Source organism: Streptomyces sp. NPDC001922 (genome assembly GCF_042891165.1).
Classification (GTDB): Bacteria; Actinomycetota; Actinomycetes; order Streptomycetales; family Streptomycetaceae; genus Streptomyces.
This window is the reverse complement of the sequence record NZ_JBIASV010000009.1, coordinates 88,032-107,433: the sequence shown is the minus strand read 5'-3', so window position 1 is coordinate 107,433 and position 19,402 is coordinate 88,032. Positions and strand designations below refer to the sequence as shown.

Annotated in this window: 17 protein-coding genes; 9 read left to right on the top strand and 8 right to left on the bottom strand. The window is 69.6% G+C overall.

Annotated features, from left to right (window positions below):
• Positions 1–657 precede the first annotated feature (657 nt).
• The gene (gene dnaA / locus ACFYYR_RS18120) at positions 658–2,487 is read right to left on the bottom strand and encodes a chromosomal replication initiator protein DnaA (RefSeq protein ID WP_388853816.1); all 1,830 of its coding nucleotides are present in this window, start codon (positions 2,485–2,487) and stop codon (positions 658–660) included.
• A gap of 428 nt (positions 2,488–2,915) precedes the next feature.
• Between dnaA and rpmH the strand changes: the two genes are divergently transcribed.
• The 9 genes from rpmH (at position 2,916) to ACFYYR_RS18075 (ending at position 9,656) form a co-directional block, all read left to right on the top strand.
• On the top strand, positions 2,916–3,053 hold the full coding sequence (rpmH, locus tag ACFYYR_RS18115) for a 50S ribosomal protein L34 (protein WP_030354375.1): 138 nt from the start codon (positions 2,916–2,918) through the stop codon (positions 3,051–3,053).
• Between the two features lie 17 nt (positions 3,054–3,070).
• Positions 3,071–3,487, top strand: a complete 417-nt coding sequence (gene rnpA / locus ACFYYR_RS18110; protein WP_388853813.1) for a ribonuclease P protein component — start codon at positions 3,071–3,073, stop codon at positions 3,485–3,487.
• Complete coding sequence (yidD, locus tag ACFYYR_RS18105; RefSeq protein WP_388853810.1) at positions 3,484–3,801, top strand: membrane protein insertion efficiency factor YidD; 318 nt, start codon at positions 3,484–3,486, stop codon at positions 3,799–3,801. The genes rnpA and yidD overlap by 4 nt, the downstream gene beginning before the upstream one ends.
• 3 nt (positions 3,802–3,804) lie before the next feature.
• Positions 3,805–4,920, top strand: a complete 1,116-nt coding sequence (yidC, locus tag ACFYYR_RS18100) for a membrane protein insertase YidC (protein WP_388853807.1) — start codon at positions 3,805–3,807, stop codon at positions 4,918–4,920.
• Between the two features lie 12 nt (positions 4,921–4,932).
• Complete coding sequence (locus ACFYYR_RS18095; protein ID WP_388853804.1) at positions 4,933–5,469, top strand: protein jag; 537 nt, start codon at positions 4,933–4,935, stop codon at positions 5,467–5,469.
• A 104-nt stretch (positions 5,470–5,573) separates the two neighbouring features.
• On the top strand, positions 5,574–6,293 hold the full coding sequence (gene rsmG / locus ACFYYR_RS18090) for a 16S rRNA (guanine(527)-N(7))-methyltransferase RsmG (protein ID WP_388853801.1): 720 nt from the start codon (positions 5,574–5,576) through the stop codon (positions 6,291–6,293).
• 221 nt (positions 6,294–6,514) lie between these two features.
• A complete protein-coding gene (locus tag ACFYYR_RS18085; RefSeq protein ID WP_388853798.1) occupies positions 6,515–7,600 on the top strand; it encodes an AAA family ATPase in 1,086 nt (361 codons plus the stop codon).
• Positions 7,597–8,703: a ParB/RepB/Spo0J family partition protein gene (locus ACFYYR_RS18080; protein WP_388853795.1), complete on the top strand. Its 1,107-nt coding sequence runs from the start codon at positions 7,597–7,599 to the stop codon at positions 8,701–8,703. Before ACFYYR_RS18085 ends, ACFYYR_RS18080 begins: the two co-directional genes overlap by 4 nt.
• 335 nt (positions 8,704–9,038) lie before the next feature.
• A complete protein-coding gene (locus ACFYYR_RS18075; protein ID WP_388853792.1) occupies positions 9,039–9,656 on the top strand; it encodes a GNAT family N-acetyltransferase in 618 nt (205 codons plus the stop codon).
• 62 nt (positions 9,657–9,718) lie between these two features.
• Here the strand turns inward: ACFYYR_RS18075 and trxA are convergent, their stop codons facing one another.
• The 7 genes from trxA to ACFYYR_RS18040 form a co-directional block, all read right to left on the bottom strand.
• Positions 9,719–10,048, bottom strand: a complete 330-nt coding sequence (trxA, locus tag ACFYYR_RS18070; RefSeq protein WP_351509074.1) for a thioredoxin — start codon at positions 10,046–10,048, stop codon at positions 9,719–9,721.
• Between the two features lie 40 nt (positions 10,049–10,088).
• A complete protein-coding gene (gene trxB / locus ACFYYR_RS18065) occupies positions 10,089–11,063 on the bottom strand; it encodes a thioredoxin-disulfide reductase (protein WP_388853789.1) in 975 nt (324 codons plus the stop codon).
• Between the two features lie 111 nt (positions 11,064–11,174).
• Entirely contained in the window at positions 11,175–12,080 is a 906-nt protein-coding gene (locus ACFYYR_RS18060) for an anti-sigma factor family protein (RefSeq protein WP_388853786.1), read from the bottom strand.
• Entirely contained in the window at positions 12,077–12,754 is a 678-nt protein-coding gene (sigM, locus tag ACFYYR_RS18055) for an RNA polymerase sigma factor SigM (protein ID WP_388854471.1), read from the bottom strand. Before sigM ends, ACFYYR_RS18060 begins: the two co-directional genes overlap by 4 nt.
• Positions 12,755–12,807: 53 nt before the next feature.
• Positions 12,808–14,541 carry a serine/threonine protein kinase gene (locus tag ACFYYR_RS18050; RefSeq protein ID WP_388853783.1) on the bottom strand — a complete coding sequence of 578 codons (1,734 nt, stop codon included), beginning with the start codon at positions 14,539–14,541 and terminating at the stop codon, positions 12,808–12,810.
• A 112-nt stretch (positions 14,542–14,653) separates the two neighbouring features.
• On the bottom strand, positions 14,654–16,819 hold the full coding sequence (murJ, locus tag ACFYYR_RS18045; RefSeq protein ID WP_388853780.1) for a murein biosynthesis integral membrane protein MurJ: 2,166 nt from the start codon (positions 16,817–16,819) through the stop codon (positions 14,654–14,656).
• Positions 16,820–16,864: 45 nt separating this feature from the next.
• Positions 16,865–19,231, bottom strand: a complete 2,367-nt coding sequence (locus ACFYYR_RS18040; RefSeq protein WP_388853777.1) for a DUF6049 family protein — start codon at positions 19,229–19,231, stop codon at positions 16,865–16,867.
• Positions 19,232–19,402: the final 171 nt, after the last annotated feature.

The window sequence follows — 19,402 nt, the reverse complement described above, 5'->3', positions numbered from 1 at the left end:
AGGAGTTTCCCGCTAGATCTACGTGGTCGTAGTAGTAGGCCTTGTGGAAACCGTGGATAACCGCGTCTGCCCAGGTCAGAGTGGAAATTTTGTCCACTGCGCCTGTGGGCGCAGCCCGTGGACAACCGGGCATGTCTGTGGACGCGGGAAAGTTCTGCACACGCGGTGCACAGGCTGCACCCGGTTCTCCCCAGCGGCGTCCCCAGGTTTACCCAGGTTCTCCCCAGCCCAACCGGCCTCGTTGGTGTGATGCCTTTCACTCGGCCCGGTGAGAGCGGGTGTTGCGTTGCCGAACAGTGGACAACGGTGTGGAAAGGCTGTGCACAAGTGGCCTCTCCCTGTGGGCGGCCGGTGGACAACGGCGCGGGCCCGCTGTGGGCACTCTCTTCATCCACAGTCTGTGGAATCCGGTTGGCCACAAATCCACACCCCGCTGACCTCCCAGGATGCTCTGTGACTGCAGTCGGTTGTGGACGCGATCTGGACAACTCCCAAGTCCCCAGGGTGTGGACGGGCCGTCGGTCGCTGTCTTGTGGAGAAGCTGCCGCACCGGGCACGGATTCGAACAGCCCCGCCGCCCCGACGACGAAGGGCGCCCCGGGGAATCGTCCCCGGGGCGCCCTTCAGGTGTGCTCGGACCGGCTTCCGTGCCCGCTGTCAGCCGTTCTTGATGCGGTTCGTGAGCTCGGTGACCTGGTTGTAGATGGAGCGCCGCTCGGCCATCAGCGCGCGGATCTTCCGGTCCGCGTGCATCACGGTCGTGTGGTCGCGGCCGCCGAACTGCGCACCGATCTTCGGCAGCGACAGGTCCGTCAGCTCCCGGCAGAGGTACATGGCGATCTGCCGCGCGGTCACCAGCACCCGGCTGCGGGAGGAGCCGCAGAGATCGTCCACGGTGAGCCCGAAGTACTGCGCGGTCTCGGCCATGATGGCCGTGGCCGTGATCTCGGGAGCCGCGTCCTCGCCGCCGGGGATCAGGTCCTTCAGCACGATCTCGGTGAGCCCCAGGTCCACCGGCTGCCGGTTCAGGCTCGCGAACGCCGTGACCCGGATCAGCGCGCCCTCCAGCTCACGGATGTTCCGCGAGATCCGGGACGCGATGAACTCCAGCACCTCGGGCGGTGCGTTGAGCTGTTCCTGCACCGCCTTCTTGCGGAGGATCGCGATCCGGGTCTCCAGCTCGGGCGGCTGGACGTCCGTGATCAGACCCCACTCGAAGCGGTTCCGGAGCCGGTCCTCCAGGGTGACCAGCTGCTTCGGCGGCCGGTCCGAGGAGAGCACGATCTGCTTGTTGGCGTTGTGCAGCGTGTTGAAGGTGTGGAAGAACTCCTCCTGCGTCGACTCCTTGCTCGCCAGGAACTGGATGTCGTCGACGAGCAGGATGTCCATGTCCCGGTACCGCTTGCGGAACGCGTCCGCCTTGCCGTCGCGGATGGAGTTGATGAACTCGTTGGTGAACTCCTCGGAGCTCACGTACCGCACCCGGGTCCCGGGGTAGAGGCTGCGCGCGTAGTGCCCGATCGCGTGGAGCAGGTGGGTCTTGCCCAGCCCGGACTCGCCGTAGATGAAGAGCGGGTTGTACGCCTTGGCCGGGGCCTCGGCGACCGCCACCGCCGCGGCGTGCGCGAAGCGGTTGGAGGCGCCGATGACGAAGGTGTCGAAGAGGTACTTCGGGTTCAGGCGCGCGGTCGGCTCACCGGGGCCGGTGGCCGGCGCGGGCTGCGCGGCGAGCGGCCCCGGGGCACCGCTGGGCGCGGGCGGACCGCCGTGGGAGCGGCCGTGCCCCCCCTGCTCCGGGATCTCGCGGCGCGGCGGCTCGTACGGCCGGTCCTGCTGCGGTTCGTAACCCCGCTCCTGCTGCCCGTCGTAGGGCCGGTCCGGCTGCGGCGCGGTGCGCGGCGAGGCGTACGGGTCGTGCTCGGGGAAGCCGCCGAGCCGCTGCTGCTGCCAGCCGTAGTCGTCGCGCGGAGCGTGGCCGCCCATACCGGCGCCCCGCGGCCAGGCACCCGGCTCGGGGCGGCTCTGCTGGTACTCGGGGTACGCGGGACGGGCGGTCGGCAGCGGTTCGGTGGGCCGGCCGTAAGGAGCGGCATACCCCTCGTAACCGTCGTAGCCGTCGCGGCCGGGCTCCTGGTGCGGGGGCTGGTGCCGCGGGGGTTCCTCGTACCTCTGGAGTTCCGGCCTCTGGGGTTCCGGAATCTGCGGCGCGGGGGGTTCCTCGGCGGCGCTGACCGTGATCGCCAGGCGGACCGTCTGGTTGCACTCGCGGCTCAGCGCGTCGCTGATCAGCGGGGAGAGACGGCCCTCGAGAACGCCCTTGGCGTACTCGTTGGGCACGGCGAGCACCGCGGTGCCGGCGATCAGCACCAGGGGCTGGCAGTCCTTGAGCCAGCGCTGGTCCTTCGCTTCGATGCCCTGCCCCTCTCCGAGGAGCTGGTCGAGCACGCGTGGCCACACTGCGGCAAGATCGGCAGGTACGTCAGCCACAGGGCACGCTCTCTCACTCGCTGGGTGGGGGGTGGCGCCGACGGGTCCCACGAATGTGTGGTTCTCGGGACGGGCGGGAAGGAAACGGAGTTGGGCCACGGTAGTCAGGGCGGCGTGCGCGGTTCAAGTCGTTGTCCACAGGGTGTGTACAAATGTGCCATGCCGGAGCCGACTCCCCTACGCTGGCCCGTGAAGAAGCGGCTTTCCGTATCACCGGGGCGCCACCGGTTTGACCGGATGGCGTAGCCGCGCGTACCGTGACCAGGTCGAGTTGTCGATGGCTGCTGCCGCCTGCCTCCGATGGGCAAAGATCACGAAAATTGTGGTCATGAAGCGGTGCACTCGGGCGTATTGCGAGCTACTCGTGGGCGCACGGTGACAGCCAGGCGATATCCCGCCATCACCCGATTCATTTCTGGAGCCCCCGAGTGAGCAAGCGCACCTTCCAGCCGAACAACCGTCGCCGCGCGAAGACCCATGGCTTCCGGCTGCGTATGCGTACCCGTGCCGGCCGTGCGATTCTCGCGACTCGCCGTGGCAAGGGTCGCGCGCGCCTGTCCGCCTGATCGCACAGGCCCAGTCCGTGCTGCCTACCGAGAATCGGCTGAGGCGGCGTGAGGACTTTGCGACCGCGGTACGCCGAGGACGCAGGGCGGGGCGACCCCACCTTGTTGTCCATTTTCGAAGCGCAACCTCCTCTGCACGAGGAGGAACGGACCCGCATGCGTCTGGGGAGAACGCTACCCCGGCGCGTGCGGGTTTCGTCGTGAGCAAGGCTGTCGGCGGCGCGGTCGTCCGCAACCTGGTGAAGCGGCGGCTGCGTCACCTCATGCGCGACCGCCTCGCCCTGCTGCCCGCAGGTAGCCTGGTTGTGGTACGGGCGCTGCCCGGTGCCGGTGAGGCGGACCACGACCAGCTGGCCCGTGACCTCGACGCCGCGCTGCAGCGCCTGGTGGGTGGGTCCACCCATGGCGAAGCCGAGGGGAGGGCGCCGCGATGAAATACCCGCTGCTGTGGTTGATCAAGTTGTACCAGTGGACCATCAGCCCGATGCTCGGGCCGGTCTGCAAGTACTACCCGTCGTGTTCGCACTACGGCTACCAGGCCATCGACGTGCACGGCGCGGTCAAAGGGACGGCGCTGACCGCCTGGCGCATTCTGCGTTGCAATCCGTGGTCGCTCGGTGGCGTCGACCACGTTCCTCCCCGGAAGCATCCGGTCTGGCACCAACGGCTGAGGAGCCGGTGGGGCGGTAGTTCCCCGGGAACGCCCGCGGGCCAGGCCGAGACTCAGCCCAACGCCCAAGGAGCCTGATTCGTGGACACGATCCTCGGTCCTCTCTATACCGCAGTTTCCTGGATCATCGTCCAGTTCCACTCGCTGTACAGCCTTGTCTTCGACAAGGACAGTGGGATGGCCTGGGGTCTGTCCATCGTTTCCCTGGTGGTGCTGATCCGCATCTGCCTGATCCCGCTCTTCGTGAAGCAGATCAAGGCGACGCGGAACATGCAGGTGCTCCAGCCGAAGATGAAGGCGATCCAGGAGCGCTACAAGAACGACAAGCAGCGCCAGTCCGAAGAGATGATGAAGCTCTACAAGGAGTCGGGCACCAACCCGCTCTCGAGCTGTCTCCCGATTCTGGCGCAGTCGCCCTTCTTCATCTCGCTGTACCAGGTTCTGAACCACATCGCCAACGACAAGCCCGTCGGCGTGATGGGGCAGGGACTCGTCGACAGCGCCCGGAGCGCGAAGATCTTCGGCGCCCCCATCGCCTCCAAGTTCCTGGACAGCACGGACAAGATCGAGTCCCTGGGCGCCACGCTGATCGATGTGCGGGTCGTCACGGTCATCATGATCGTGCTGATGTCGGCGTCGCAGTTCTACACCCAGCGCCAGCTGATGACGAAGAACGTCGACATGACGGTGAAGACGCCGTTCATGCAGCAGCAGAAGATGCTGATGTACGTCTTCCCCATCATGTTCGCCGTCTTCGGCATCAACTTCCCGGTCGGTGTCCTCGTCTACTGGCTGACCACCAACGTGTGGACCATGGGCCAGCAGATGTTCGTCATCCGCCGGAACCCGACGCCCGGCAGCCTCGCGTTCAAGGAGCGCCAGGACCGGCTGCGGGCGAAGGGCAAGCTCAAGGAGGACCCCGCCGAGGTCGAGGCCAAGAAGGCCGCCGAGACCGCGCGGGCGGCGCGGCACCAGCCGAAGCGCCAGAGCAAGGCGAAGCGTCAGACCGGTGGTGCGACGCAGACGGCCAAGGAGACGGACGCGGGCTCCGCTTCGTCGGCCGACAAGCCGTCGATGCAGAAGAAGGAGCAGTCGCAGGACGCCGACGGCCCGAAGCCTGCCGGCGGCTCCTCCCGTAACGCGAAGTCCGGGCAGCGCAAGGGCCAGCAGCGGCCCAAGCACCCGTCCAAGAAGTAAGGAGACCGTCCGGTGACGGAAGGCACGACCAGCCCCTCGCCCTCGGTGGAGGCGACCGACGCCGCCGAGGGCAGCGACACCCTGACCCGTCTGGAGCAGGAAGGGGAGATCGCGGCCGACTACCTCGAGGGGCTGCTCGACATCGCGGATCTCGACGGGGACATCGACATGGATGTCGAGGCCGACCGGGCCGCAGTCTCGATCATCAGCGACTCCACCAGCCGCGACCTGCAGAAGCTGGTCGGGCGGGACGGAGAGGTGCTGGAGGCACTCCAGGAGCTGACCCGGCTCGCGGTGCACCGCGAGACCGGCGACCGCAGCCGCCTGATGCTGGACGTCGCCGGATTCCGGGCCCGGAAGCGTGAGGAGCTCGCGGAGCTGGGCGCCAAGGCCGCCGAGGAGGCGAAGGGCAGCGGCGAGCCGGTGAAGCTGAAGCCGATGACGCCCTTCGAGCGCAAGGTGGTCCACGACGCGGTGGCGGCAGCGGGGCTGCGCAGCGAATCGGAGGGCGAGGAGCCCCAGCGCTGCGTCGTGGTGCTCCCGGCCTGACCGACCGGTCCCCGAGTACTCCTGGCCCCGCCTGTTCGCAGGCGGGGCCGTCTTTTGTCAGCCTGAACATCAGCATGCACAGCGTGTACGGAAGGACGGTCCCCGTGATGGAGGAAACGGAGCTCCCACCGGCCCCGCAGGAGGCAGTGGCGGTATTCGGCGAGCGCCTTCCGGAAGCGGTGCGCTATGCCGAGCTGCTCGCCGATGCGGGTGTCCGACGCGGGCTCATCGGCCCCCGCGAGGTCCCGCGGCTGTGGGAGCGGCATCTGCTCAACTGCGCGGTGCTGTCCGAGGCCGTTCCCGAGGGTGTCACGGTGTGCGATGTGGGCTCGGGGGCCGGGCTGCCCGGCATCCCGCTGGCCCTGGTCCGCCCGGACCTGCGGATCACCCTGCTGGAGCCGCTGCTGCGGCGCACCACCTTCCTGCAGGAAGTGGTGGAGCTGCTGGGCCTGGACCATGTGACCGTGGTGCGGGGCCGCGCCGAGGAAGTGCTGGGAAAGCTGCCGCCGGTGCATGTGGTCACGGCCCGCGCCGTCGCCCCGCTCGACCGGCTGGCCGGCTGGGGTGTCCCGCTGCTCCGCCCCTACGGGGAGATGCTCGCGCTCAAGGGCGACACGGCCGAGGAGGAGCTGAAGGGCGCCCGTGCCGCGCTGAGCAAGCTCGGAGTGGTGAAGACATCCGTGCTCCACGTCGGGGAAGGCGTGGTGAACCCACCCTCCACGGTGGTGCGCGCGGAGGTCGGGGAGAGCCCCGGTGGCGTGCGCTTCGCAGCCAAACGAGCCAAGGCGGCCCGGACGGGACGGGCGCGGCGTCGTCGATCGTAGCCGCAATGCTCCATACAAGCTGCCAAAACTACACAAATCGGAGTGTCGCGACCCGGTAAGGCGTGTGCCCATGCAAGGTGTTTCACGTGAAACGTCGCTCCCTGTTGCATGGAATCATCAGCCGTGGCCGTGCGGCTGCCTCGCCGCGCGACCGTAGAGCCGCTATCTCTGTGGATTCATCCACAGGAGGACGGGCCTCGCTGGTTCACGACCCCGAAAGCATGGCAGGCTCTGTTCATTGCGAGCCTGTAGTCGAGGAGAGTGAATCCTTGCGGTCCGACGCCAACATCGCGGGACCGATGACCGATCCGGTCCCCGGCCCCCGCACCGAATCGGTGGGGGAAGACGTTTCACGTGAAACGCCAGCTCCCATGGACGACACCCCCATCGGCCGCGCCGCCCAGCTGGCGGTGGAAGCGATCGGCCGCGCCGGTGAGGGGCTGCCACGCCCCGAGCAGACGCGGGTGATGGTGGTGGCCAACCAGAAGGGCGGGGTCGGGAAGACCACGACCACGGTCAATCTCGCCGCATCCCTCGCGCTGCACGGTGCCCGGGTCCTGGTGATCGACCTCGACCCTCAGGGCAATGCCTCGACGGCTCTCGGCATCGACCACCATGCCGAGGTTCCGTCGATCTATGACGTGCTGGTGGAGAGCAAGCCGCTCTCCGATGTCGTGCAGCCCGTTCCGGACGTCGAGGGACTGTTCTGCGCTCCGGCCACCATCGACCTCGCCGGTGCCGAGATCGAGCTCGTCTCTCTGGTGGCGCGGGAGAGCCGGCTGCAGCGTGCGATCCAGTCGTACGAGCAGCCGTTGGACTACGTGCTCATCGACTGCCCGCCGTCGCTCGGACTCCTCACGGTGAACGCCCTGGTGGCGGGAGCCGAGGTGCTGATCCCGATCCAGTGCGAGTACTACGCGCTGGAAGGACTCGGGCAGTTGCTGCGCAACGTGGACCTGGTGCGGGGTCACCTCAACCCTCAGTTGCATGTGTCCACGATCCTGCTGACGATGTACGACGGCAGGACGCGGCTCGCCTCCCAGGTGGCGGACGAGGTCCGCAGCCACTTCGGCAGTGAGGTGCTGCGGACGAGCATCCCGCGGTCCGTGCGGATCTCGGAGGCGCCGAGCTATGGGCAGACGGTGCTGACCTACGATCCCGGTTCCAGTGGTTCACTCTCCTACCTGGAGGCCGCCCGGGAGATCGCACTCCGGGGTGTGGGCGTGCACTACGAGCCGCAGCGTGCACACGCTGTCGGCCAGAGCGCCCAGCAGGACCAGCACACGATGGCGGAGGGCATGCAGTGAGTGATCGTCGTAGGGGACTGGGCCGTGGGCTCGGTGCTCTGATTCCCGCGGCTCCGCAGGGGGCGGACAACGCCGGGCCGACCGTCGGTCCAGGGGCGACCTCCCCGTCCGCGGTCCCGGTGCTCACCACCGACCGGGGGGTGGCGGCTGCCAAGGTGGCCACCCTGCCGTCCGCCGTTTCACGTGAAACGGAAGCCGGTTCTCCGGACGAGGCTGCGACGGCGGTCGTTCCTGAGGAGCAGCCGAGTGGAGCTCACTTCGCCGAACTGGCGCTGGACTCGATCACCCCCAACCCCCGGCAGCCCCGAGAGGTCTTCGACGAGGACGCTCTCGCGGAACTGGTCACCTCGATCCAGGAGGTCGGGCTCCTCCAGCCGGTGGTCGTCCGGCAGTTGGCGCCGGAGCGCTATGAGCTCATCATGGGGGAGCGCCGCTGGCGCGCCTGCCGTGAGGCAGGGCTGGAGCGCATCCCCGCGATCGTCCGGGCCACCGATGACGAGAAGCTTCTGCTCGATGCCCTGCTGGAGAACCTCCACCGGGCACAGCTGAACCCGCTGGAGGAGGCTGCCGCCTACGACCAGCTGCTGAAGGACTTCAGCTGCACCCATGACCAGCTCGCCGACCGCATCGGCCGGTCGCGCCCCCAGGTCTCCAATACGCTGCGGCTGCTCAAGCTCTCCCCGTCGGTCCAGCGGCGGGTCGCGGCCGGAGTGCTGTCGGCCGGACATGCCCGTGCGCTGCTGTCGGTCGATGACTCCGAGGAGCAGGACCGGCTGGCCCATCGGATCGTGGCCGAGGGGCTCTCCGTACGGGCCGTCGAGGAGATCGTCACCTTGATGGGCTCCCGGCCGAGCAGCGGGCCGAAGCCCAAGGGGCCGCGGGCCGGTGCCCGGGTGTCGCCGGCGCTCACGGACCTCGCCTCCCGGCTGTCCGACCGCTTCGAGACCCGGGTGAAGGTGGACCTGGGGCAGAAGAAGGGGAAGATCGTCGTCGAGTTCGCTTCCATGGACGACTTGGAGCGGATCCTGGGGACGCTGGCCCCCGGTGAGGGGCGAGTGCTGGAGCAGAAGCTCTCGGAGGAGGCCGCGGACAGCGAGGACTGAGCAGCTTCCTCTCCGCACATCAAGGGCGGTACGTGCGCCTGCTGGGACGTCGGGGTCACCCGGAGTCCCAGCAGGACGACACGGACCGCCCCTTTGCTTTCCTGCGGTATCGGTGCAATCTCCACCTGGATACGATGTGGTCGGGTATGGCGCATCCACGTGGAGAGACCTCTTTTGGAGGGAAGGGCCATGCGAACGGTGAGCCGCACCGGATTGATCGCAGCAGGATTGAGCCTGGGAGCAGTCGGCGGTTTCGTCGGCAGCCTCATCAGGGAGCGCGAAGCGCTGGCAGCCGCCCGAGGGGCGGCGGGCTACGGAAGCGAGGAACAGGCTGCATGGGGCGTCGGCTCGTACCGCTCACACTGGACAACCTCCCGGATCTTCCCAAGCGTTGCCGCTCCTGTGTCTTCTGGGAGCTCGACCCGGTCAGCGGAGAAGCCGCGGTAAAGGCCGGCAGGCCGGAACTGGAGAAGGAGGCCTGGATCTCCGCTGTGCTCCTGGAGTGGGGGTCCTGTGGCCGGGTGATCTATGTCGACGAGGTCCCGGTCGGCTTCGTCCTCTATGCGCCGCCTGCCTATGTGCCGCGCTCCACGGCGTTCCCCACCAGTCCGGTGTCACCGGACGCTGTCCAGCTCATGACCGGCTGGATCATTCCCGGGTACCAGGGACAGGGCCTCGGGCGGGTCATGGTGCAGACCGTGGCCAAGGACCTTCTCCGCCGGGGCTTCAAGGCGATCGAAGCGTTCGGGGATGCCCGGTGGCAGGAGCCGGCGTGTGTGCTCCCGGCCGACCATCTGCTCGCGGTGGGGTTCAAGACCGTGCGTCCGCACCATCGCTTCCCTCGTCTGCGGCTGGAGCTCCGGACCACACTCTCCTGGAAAGAGGATGTCGAACTGGCTCTGGACCGGCTGCTGGGGGCGGTCCAGAAGGAACCCGCCCTCCGTCCGTTGTGAGAGAACGTGAAACAGGCCCGCCCCTGAGGGGGCGGGCCTGTTTCACGTGAAACGGCGGAGCGTCAGCCGATGAAGTCCTCGAGGTCGCGCAGGAGCGCGGCCTTCGGCTTGGCACCGACGATGGTCTTCCGGACCTCGCCGCCCTGGTAGACGTTGAGCGTCGGGATGGACATGACGCCGTACTTGGCCGCCGTGCCCGGGTTCTCGTCGATGTTGAGCTTGACGATCTCGATCTTGTCGCCGTGCTCGGCGGCAATGGCCTCCAGCGAGGGGGCAATCTGGCGGCACGGGCCGCACCAGGCAGCCCAGAAGTCCACGAGGACGGGCTTGTCGCTCTTCAGGACGTCCTCGTCGAAGCTGGCATCGGTCACGTGCTTGAGGTCGCCGGCCATGGCGGTCTCCTAAATCGTTGGTGCGAGGGGAAGAGAGGTCTCAGAGAGCTGCTGCGGCCTTCTCCGGCTCAGCGGGCTGGGAGTCGCTGAGCGCGGCGAGGAACCGCTCGGCGTCGAGGGCGGCGGAGCACCCGGTCCCGGCGGCCGTGATGGCCTGGCGGTAGGTGTGGTCCACCACATCACCCGCAGCGAAGACGCCGGAGATGTTGGTGTGGGTCGAGGGCGCGTCGACCTTGAGGTATCCCTCGGAGTCCAGGTCGAGCTGGCCCTTGAACAGTTCGGTGCGCGGGTCGTGGCCCACGGCGATGAAGAGTCCGGTCACCGGAAGTTCGGACAGCTCGCCGGTCTTGGTGTTCCGCAGCGTCAGCCCGGTGAGCTTGGGGTCGCCGTGGATCTCGGAGACCTCGCTGTGCCAGGCGAAGGAGATCTTCGGGTCCGCGAACGCCCGCTCCTGCATGGCCTTGGAGGCGCGGAGGGCGTCACGGCGGTGGATGATGGTCACCGACTTGGCGAAGCGGGAGAGGAAGGTCGCCTCTTCCATCGCGGTGTCGCCACCGCCCACCACGGCGATGTCCTGGTCCTTGAAGAAGAACCCGTCGCAGGTGGCGCACCAGGAGACACCGCGGCCGGACAGCTCGTCCTCCCGCGGCAGCCCGAGCTTGCGGTGCTGGGACCCGGTGGAGACGATCACTGCCCTGGCGCGGTGCACGGTACCCGCCGAGTCCGTGACGGTCTTGACCTCGCCGGTCAGGTCCGCGGAGACGATGTCGTCGGGGATCAGCTCCGCCCCGAAGCGCTCGGCCTGGGCGCGCATGTTGTCCATCAGGTCCGGACCCATGATGCCGTCGCGGAAGCCGGGGAAGTTCTCCACCTCGGTGGTGTTCATCAGCGCACCACCGGCGGTCACGGAGCCCTCGAAGACCAGAGGCTTCAAGGAGGCGCGCGCGGTGTACAGCGCCGCGGTGTAACCGGCCGGCCCGGAGCCGATGATGATCACGTTACGGACGTCGCTCACGGGTGTCTTCCTCGTCTCTGCCGACTGCTCTTCGGTCCGTGGGGACTCTCATCCCACCCAACGGATCCTACGGGGCGAGCATTCCCGGCGTGGCACGCCGCACGCGGGTCGTCAGCCGCGTCGGACGCTGCGTGTGAGCAAGACCTCGCCCGGCCCCTGAGGGGTCCTCCCGGCACAGGAGGAGTCGACGACGTAGGCGTCGACCCGCGCCGTGTCCGAGGGGTCGGGCAGGACGACGAGATAGGCCTCGGTGCCCCGGTAGGTGCCCTCGGTGGCGGCGAGGGGCGCGTCGGAGCGGCCGATCCCCTCCCGTACACAGGACGGCACGGTGACGGCACTCCCCCGCAGGGTCCGGTTCGGGCCCTGCTTCGCGCCCATGTCCTCGGACGGCTTCTTCTTGGGGCCGGTGGCCAGCAGGCTCTGGACCCGCGACTCCACCTTCTCGCCAGAGAAACTCCCGGCCGTGGTGCGGTGGCCCGGAGAGTCCGTCGCACTGGGGGGCTTCGCGGTGCTGCCCGGGGAGCCGATGGCATGGATCACGACGCCGCCGAGTCCGAGTGCGGCCAGCGCTGTGGCGGAGCCGAATACAGCGGTCCGCCAGCGCCGTGCACGACGGCCTCGACCGGGCCCTGTCGCCCCGCCCGGTCGTCCCACCGGGCGGTCCACGGTCCGGTGGCTGCGGGCCGGCTCTGTTTCACGTGAAACAGAGGGCGCGGCGGAGACGGATACGCCGGTTTCACGTGAAACAGCTGCAGGCGTGGTGGCGTCCAGGAGTGCTTCCGCGGCGAGCGCCGCGTCGATGCGGCCCGCGACGTCGGCCGGCATCCGGACGGGACCCGGGAGGGTGCCGAGAAGCTCCCGGATCTCGTCCAGTGAGGTACGGACATCGGCGCACAGTTCGCAGCTCGCCAGGTGCTCTCGTACGTCCACCGTGCGGTCCGGGGAGAGCAGTCCCTCGGCGAGTGCGGAGATCTCCGCCACTTCCGGGTGCTGGTCCGTGTCAGTCGAGGATGTCACGCCCGCCCACCTCCGCCCTTCACGGCATCTGTGTCCCTCGGTCCTGCCGCCTGTGGGACGGATGGCCGCCGTGTCCGGTTCCGTCCCTGCCCCGGGTCCGTGCCGTCTCCGCCTCCGGGGCGCAGATGGGTGAGCTGCGGCAGCAGCCGTGCGCGGCCACGGGCGCACCGGCTCTTCACGGTCCCGGTCGGGACGTCGAGAATCCGGGCCGCCTCCGCGACGGGGTAGCCCTGCATGTCCACCAGGACGAGCGCGGCCCGCTGTTCCTGGGGCAGGGTGCCGAGCGCCTGCAGCAGCTCCCGGTGCAAGTCGTCACGCTCGACGGGAGCGGCAGCGGACTCATGGGGCTCGAGAAGCTGCTCCAGACGCTCGGTCTCGGCGACCGGGGAGCTGCGGCGTGAGGCGGCCTTGCGGGCGCGGTCGAGGCACGCATTGACGGTGATGCGGTGCAGCCAGGTCGTGACGGCCGACTGACCGCGGAAGGTGTGGGCAGCCCGGTAGGCGGACACCAGGGCGTCCTGGACGGCATCCGCGGCCTCCTCACGGTCACCGAGGGTCCGCAGGGCCACCGCCCACAGCCGGTCCCGGTGCCGCCGGACGATCTCCCCGAAGGCCTCGTGGTCCCCCGCGACGTGGGCGGTGAGGAGCTCCTGGTCGCTCGCGGCGCCGTACATGGCGTCGTCGTCCACCTCGGAACCCCTCCCCTTCACCTGTTCTGCCGACCGGATCAGCCCGTGATCTCGATCTCCGAGATGCCCCCGCGGTACCCATTGGGCGACTTGTCCGGCGGCAGCTCGGTGATGTGGATCAGTACGTATCGCGTCCGCACGGGCTTGTCGAGCGTGGTCTTGAGCTTGTCGCCGGCCTTCTCCAGCTCGGTGAGGCGCTTGGGAAAGTCGGAGAGGACGGAGGCCGATGTCGCGGCTTCGTCCGCGGCCAGGACCTCCACGGTCTGCCCGCTGCGGTACAAGTCCACATCGAGGCCCGAGACCTTCTTGGCGCTGCCGAGGTCGACGACGATGCCGCTCCCGTCCCGGTAGTTCGGCAGGTTCCCGAAGTTGGGGTATCCGATGAACCCCAAGGTCACCCAGGCGGTGCCCGGGTCCTTGTCCGCGGAAGCGGGAACCTTCTCGGAGGCCATGGCCTGGTGCCCCGACGAGAACTCGGTTTTGTTCGCGATCTCCAGCGGCTTTCCGGGGACCTTTTTCTTCTTCCCGGAGCCACCGCCCCCCGTGTGCTGGGGGGTGCCGTTGGATTCGTCGGTGCGGTCCGAACGGTGAATCAACACGTCGGCGACCTGCCAACTGCCCAGGCCCAGCGCTGCGATGAGCAGGGCGGCCACGGTCCACTTCAGCATCTTGCCGCTGCGCGTCTGGAGCGGCGGGGGAGGCGCCGGAACGGCATGAGCCGGGACCCCCGGCCCGTTGTGGCCGTGCGGCGTGGCGTACTGGCTCCGTCGGTAGCCCGTCGGCTGGTATGCGGGGGTGGCGAAGGACGGCTCCGGCGGACGGATGCGCGGCAGCGCGGCCACGGCCTTCGACAGCTCCTCCGGCGTGGTGCAGGGCTGCTCCTGGCGGGACGGCGTGGCACCGTTGTTCGCCAGCGCGCGCATCGCGAGCTCCGCGAGGCCTCGGTGCACGCCTGCCCGGACCTGGTCCGGAGCGATCAGCCCCACGCCCTTGGGCAGGCCGGAGAGACCGTAGGCGTTCTCCTCGTACGGCCAGCGCTGGGTCAGCGCGGCGTACAGGAGCGCCCCGATGGCCTCGGTGTCCACCCGCTGGGGCTGCTGGGAGCTGATGCCGCGCAGCGCCGCCATCACGGCCAGACCACGGATCCGGTACTGGCCGGACTCGGTGCGCAGGACCGAGCTCGGCGTGAGCCTCAGGTGGGCCAGGCCTTCCCGGTGGGCAGCCGTCATCGCCTGGGAGACCTGGCTGACGAGCTGGTGCGCCTCATGCGGCTCCAGCGGCCCGGAGGCGAGCACGGTGGTGAGCTCGGTCGCGTCGGGAAGCCACTCGTGGACCACGTAGACCAGGTCGTCCTCCTCGACGGCGTCGAGGACCTGGACGAAGCGGGGGTCGGGCAGGAGCGCCGCGGAACGGGCCGCGGCCAGGACCGGACGGGCCCGCGGGTGGTCGGCGTGCAGCAGATGGACGCCGACGGCCCGCCGGAGTTTCTCGTCCACGGCACGCCAACTGCTGAATCCGTCCAGTCGGGTGACGCACTCCTCGAGGCGGTAGCGTCTGGCCAGTTTGTGGCCGCTGTGCAGCTCCGGGGGCTCCACGTCCGGCACAGAGCTCGTGCTCGTGTCCTGCGCCGCGCCGGTGGTCGCGTTCTCCGCGTCCTCTCCGGCCTTCTCCTGGGTCTCCACCCCGTCGGCCGTGGCCTCGCCCGCCTGGGCGGTCAGCGACTCATCGCCGCTGTCGGCCACGTCGACGGCAGCCGTGCTCCGTTCCGCCACCGTCGTTCCTGCCTCCCCATCCGTTGCACGCTTTCGCACCACAGCAAAGACAATTGTGCCCACAGTCCGCCGCTATGCACGACACACAGTGGCGCACGATGGTTGTGCTCCGTCAGCGACCGAGTCGGCCGCGGACCATTCCGACCATGGCGGTCAGTTCCTCGACCCGCATGCGCTTCGCCGCTCCGTAGAACACGCCGATGAGCACGATCCCACCACCGACCAGGGCCGCGAGAGAGCCGAGTACGCCATTGTCGAGGAGTTCGAGGACGCCGAACGCCACGGCTCCGCCCAGGAGAGCCGCGGGAATGCTGGCTCCGATCAGCCGGGCGTAGGTGCGGACCACATGGGCGCCGTCCAGATCACCGCCCAGACGGGTGCGCAGCCGTCGCCAGGCGACACCCACCCCCACGACGTACGCGAGCCCGTAGGAGGCGGCCATGCCGACCACGGCCCAGCGGGCGGGGAGCAGCACGAACGAGAGGCCCGACGCCGCGGCGTTGACGGCCGCGACGATCAGCGTGTTGTAGAAGGGGGTCCGCGTGTCCTCGTAGGCGTAGAACCCGCGCAGGACGACGTACTGCACGGAGTAGGGGATCAGGCCGAGGCCGAAGGCCATCAGGACGTAGCCGATGCTGCGGGCGCCGGATTCCCCGGATCCCGCGTACAGCAGGGTGGCCAGCGGCACGCCCAGGGCCAGGAAGGCGAAGGCGCACGGAACGATCGCCACGGCCGAGGTGCGCAGCCCGTACGAGATGTCGTCCCGGACGGCGCTCGCGTCGCCGTCCTGGGCGGCCCGGGAGATGCGGGGCAGCACGGCGGTCATCACGGAGACGGTGATGATGGCCTGCGGCATCTGCCACAGGAGCAGCGCGTAGTTGTACGCGGTGATGCCGGTGCCGGTGTAGCCCTGGTCCTCCGCCACCGAGCCCGCCCACGTGGCGAGCTGGGTGACGACGACCATGCCGAGCTGGTTGGCCAGCACGAAGAGGAAGGTCCACTTGGCGAGGCGCGCGGCCTTGCCGAGCCCGTGGCCGCGCCAGTCGAAGCGCGGACGGATGCGGAAGCCGGCCTCGCGGAGGTACGGCACCATCGCCAGGGCCTGGACGACGAGGCCCAGCAGGGTGCCGATGCCCAGCAGCCGGACCCCTTCGGGGGTGATGGTGGCGGCGCTGACCCGGGTGTCGGTGAAGCCGCCGAAGGCCCAGATGAAGGCCCCGAAGGTGGAGATGACGACGATGTTGTTGAGGACCGGGGTCCACATCATGGCGCCGAAGCGGCCCCGGGCGTTGAGGATCTGGCCGAGCACCACATGCACGCCCATGAAGAACATGGTGGGCAGGCAGTACCGGGCGAAGGCGACCGCCACGTCCATCTGCTCGGGGTCGGAGGCGATCTTCGGCGACATCATGCGGATGAAGAGCGGGGCACCCAGGACGCAGACGGTGGTGACACCGGCCATCAGCGCCATGACGAGCGTGAGCAGGCGGTTCGCGTAGGCGTCGCCGCCGTCGTCGTCGTTCTTCATGGCACGGACCAGCTGCGGGATGAACACCGCGTTGAGGGCGCCGCCCCCGACCAGGATGTAGATCATCGTGGGCAGGGTGTTGGCGACCTGGTACGTGTCGTTGAGGGTGCCCACGCCGATCGCCGCGGCGATGACCAGCGTGCGCAGGAAGCCGGTGATCCGGGAGACGATCGTGCCGGCCGCCATCAGGGCGCTCGACTTGAGGACGCTCGCGGCGCGGCCGCCGGAGCGCTTGGCGGGGGCTGCCGGCGGCTCCGGAGCCGGGTCCGCGACGGGCTCGGCAGGAGGCGGCGGAGCCGCGCTGGGCGCTGCCTGCTGGTCGTACGGCTGCTGCTGGTCCCGGTAGAGGTGGGCGAACGCGTTCTGCTGCCGGGTCTCGTCCGATGCCCGGCCGGCCAGGTCGTTCAGGCCCAGCTGCGTGGTCGCCGTGTCCTCGCCGTGGGGCGGGCGGCCGGCCGCCGCGCCCTGCCCGGGGGTCGGCGGAGGCCCCCACAGCCGGGGGTCCGGAGCCTGCTGAGGCTGCTGGAAGGGAGGGGCCCCGCCCTGCGACCCCGGGGGCGGAGGGGGCGCCGCACGGTCGTACAGCCCTTCGGTCGCCGGGTCCTGGGCGGAGGGGGCCGGATCGCGGTACGGATCGTGGGCGTACGCGTCCTGCCCGTACGGGTCCGGGCCGGGGGGCGCCGACGGCACCTGGGCCGCGGGGTCACCGGCCGGACTCTGCCCGCGGTCACCGTCGTACGGCGCGTTCATCGCTACCCCACCTCATCGTCCCCGGCCGCACGGCCCCGACTACGCTCAACGGTCCACCTTCTCACCCGTGCCGGATGCGTCATCGTTCTCCGGTCCGGTGTCCGGCGTCACGTCACCCTGCTGCCCGGAACCGGGGGCACCGGTCCCGGAACCCTCGGGATCCGCCTCGTCGCCGGTGGCCTCCGCGGGCTCGCCGGAGGTGCCGGCGCTCTCCTCGACGGGCTCGGAGCCCTCCGCGGCGTCGCGGGCGGCCGCCCGCTTGCGCTGGGTGTACATCCGGATTCCGGCGAGCACGAGGAGCAGGACGCCGCCGGCGATGACCAGCATCACCGTGGACGTGATCTCGGTGACGTTCACCTGGAACGTCATGGGGGCGCCGTAGGGCGTGCCGTCCTCGGTCTCGAGCCGTGCGGTCACCCAGACCTTGCCGTTCGCGTGGGCCGTGGTGTCGAACTTCACCGACTGGCTGTGACCGCCCTCGATCCTGATGGGCTGCCCCTCGCCGACGTCGAGGCGGTTGGGCTGGCCGGAGGTGAGGACCAGCTTCATCCCCTTGACGCCCTGGACCAGGTTGTTCTGCACGGTCACGGGGATGGTCGCGCTCCGCCCGGACAGCGTCTGCGTCGACTTCTGGATGAGCCGGACCTCCTGGGTGAGGCCGGAGAGGTACTCCTGCAGGGTGTCGCGGAACGCCGCCGCGCCGTCGGCGTCCCCGCGCCAGGAGGTGGACATCCCGCGCATGATCGCATTGCCCACCGGCGTCACGACGCGGTCCTGACGGGAGAGGATCACCCGGAAGCCCTCGAGCGCCCCCTGGGTCCGCTGGATCTCCCGGAAGGCCTCCGTGGGCAGCTCCTGCTTGCGGAGCGAGCGAGGGTAGGCCGCGGGGCTCGGGATCCGGCTGTTGGCCCGCGGGTCGGGCTTCGCTTTCGCCGCGTCCCCGAGATCCAGCGGTTCGGTCCAGCGCTCGTCCTCGAGCCCCTTGACCGCCTCGGCCATCGTCCGCGCCTGGCTCGCGGTGGGCATGCGCTGCGGCGCCACGACGATGCTGCGCTGCTTGCCCGGCGCCTGCATCGTGACCATGAGCGTCTGGGCGAGGAACCGCTGCCGGCTGAGGGTGGACTCCTCGGCCTCGGACAGGTCGCCCTCGAAGGCGGTGGAGAGACGGGCGTCCGACACGACCGCCCGGTTCCCGCCGCCGATCGGACGGGCCGCCGTGGGGCTGTAGGAGAGGGCCCCGGACTCCCGGAGGCTGTCGTTGCGGGTGATCACGTTGTGGGCGCCGGCCGAGGTCGCGACATCGACGACCGAGGAGTCGATGGCGCCGTCCTTGGGCCAGGCGAAGTCGGTGCGCAGCCTCGCGCCCGGCAGCATCGTCTCCACGGTCCGTGAGGCCAGATCGGTGGCGGGCCTGAGGTGGGCCAGTGCTCCGGAGACGTCCTTGCCCCGGTGGGCGAGGGAGGCGAGATCGGGGTCGCCGTACGGCAGGGCGACGACCTCATGACCGTCCGTGGCCTTCTGGAGATCGCTCAGCCACTGCCTGGCGACGGCCTGCCCCTTGCCTGCGACCGTGGAGCCGTCGGGCTGCTCGACCCTGTAGTTCTCCGCCATGGCGGAGACGGCGGCCAGCAGGTCCGGGTCGACGACCCAGGTCACCGGGAGGCTCTTGCCGAGGCTCACCATCTGCTGGAGCCGCCCGCCCGGGGCCAGCTCCTCGGTGAGGGAATCGTCACGGAAGACCGGCGTCTGCTGTGGGTCGGAGCCCGTCTCCGCGCTGAGGTGGGGAGTCGAGATCAGCGGCCACATGAAGCTGAGCCGGGTCTTCTGCCGGGCGGCGGAGGTCTGCCAGGGCAGGAAGGTCCGCTCGATGCCGAGCACGTGCTCGTAGCGCTGCGCCCGGGTCTGCCCGGAGACCGAGACGCCGAGCTGGTAGATGCCCGCCTGCTTCAGGTCGAGGTCCTTGGCGGGGACGCTGAGACTGAAGCCGCGCGTGATGCCCGAGGGAAGATCCCGGAGCTCGAGGGTGTGCTTGCCCCCGATTTCGCGCCCGTCGGCACCGGGCGCGTAGCCGGTGCGCCGGTCGGCGCTGTCGATGCCGCTCCGGCTGTTCAGCGTGGCGCCGACCCGTAGTCCGACATGGGCATCGGTCACCGTCGAGGTGCTGTCGTTCGTGACCGTGCCCTTGATGGTGACCGTGTCGTCCTTCGAGGGGGACGACGGCGTCATCGAGTTGATCGAGACGCCGACGGACCGCGACCCGGTCGCCTGCGGTGCGGCCTGGGCCGGGGGCGCCGCGGGAAGCTGCAGCGGACCCGCGACCAGTGGCACCCCCACCAGCACCGCGGCGGTGCGCCGCAGCCACCGGCGGGCGGGAGCGGGTCGCGTCCCCTGGTTCTGTGCCGCCTCGGCCACGCCTCGCCCGTCCCTCGTCGTCGTCAGTGGTGGTCGTCGGATGTGCGTCCCCGCATGGTAACGAGGTCGGCCGGGGCTACGTGCCGGGGAGTGTTCCACATGATCGCCGAGGCGTCCGGCCCGGCTGGAACGGGGACGCCCCGGCCGGTTGCGGCACGTACCCTGTTCTGT

Coding starts and splice junctions, on each gene's coding strand:
- yidD (WP_388853810.1), top strand. CDS start 3,484: ATGAAATACCCGCTGCTGTGGTTGATCAAGTTGTACCAGTGGACCATC.
- ACFYYR_RS18085 (WP_388853798.1), top strand. CDS start 6,515: ATGGCAGGCTCTGTTCATTGCGAGCCTGTAGTCGAGGAGAGTGAATCC.
- ACFYYR_RS18075 (WP_388853792.1), top strand. CDS start 9,039: ATGGGGCGTCGGCTCGTACCGCTCACACTGGACAACCTCCCGGATCTT.
- trxA (WP_351509074.1), bottom strand. CDS start 10,048: ATGGCCGGCGACCTCAAGCACGTGACCGATGCCAGCTTCGACGAGGAC.
- sigM (WP_388854471.1), bottom strand. CDS start 12,754: ATGTACGGCGCCGCGAGCGACCAGGAGCTCCTCACCGCCCACGTCGCG.
- murJ (WP_388853780.1), bottom strand. CDS start 16,819: ATGAACGCGCCGTACGACGGTGACCGCGGGCAGAGTCCGGCCGGTGAC.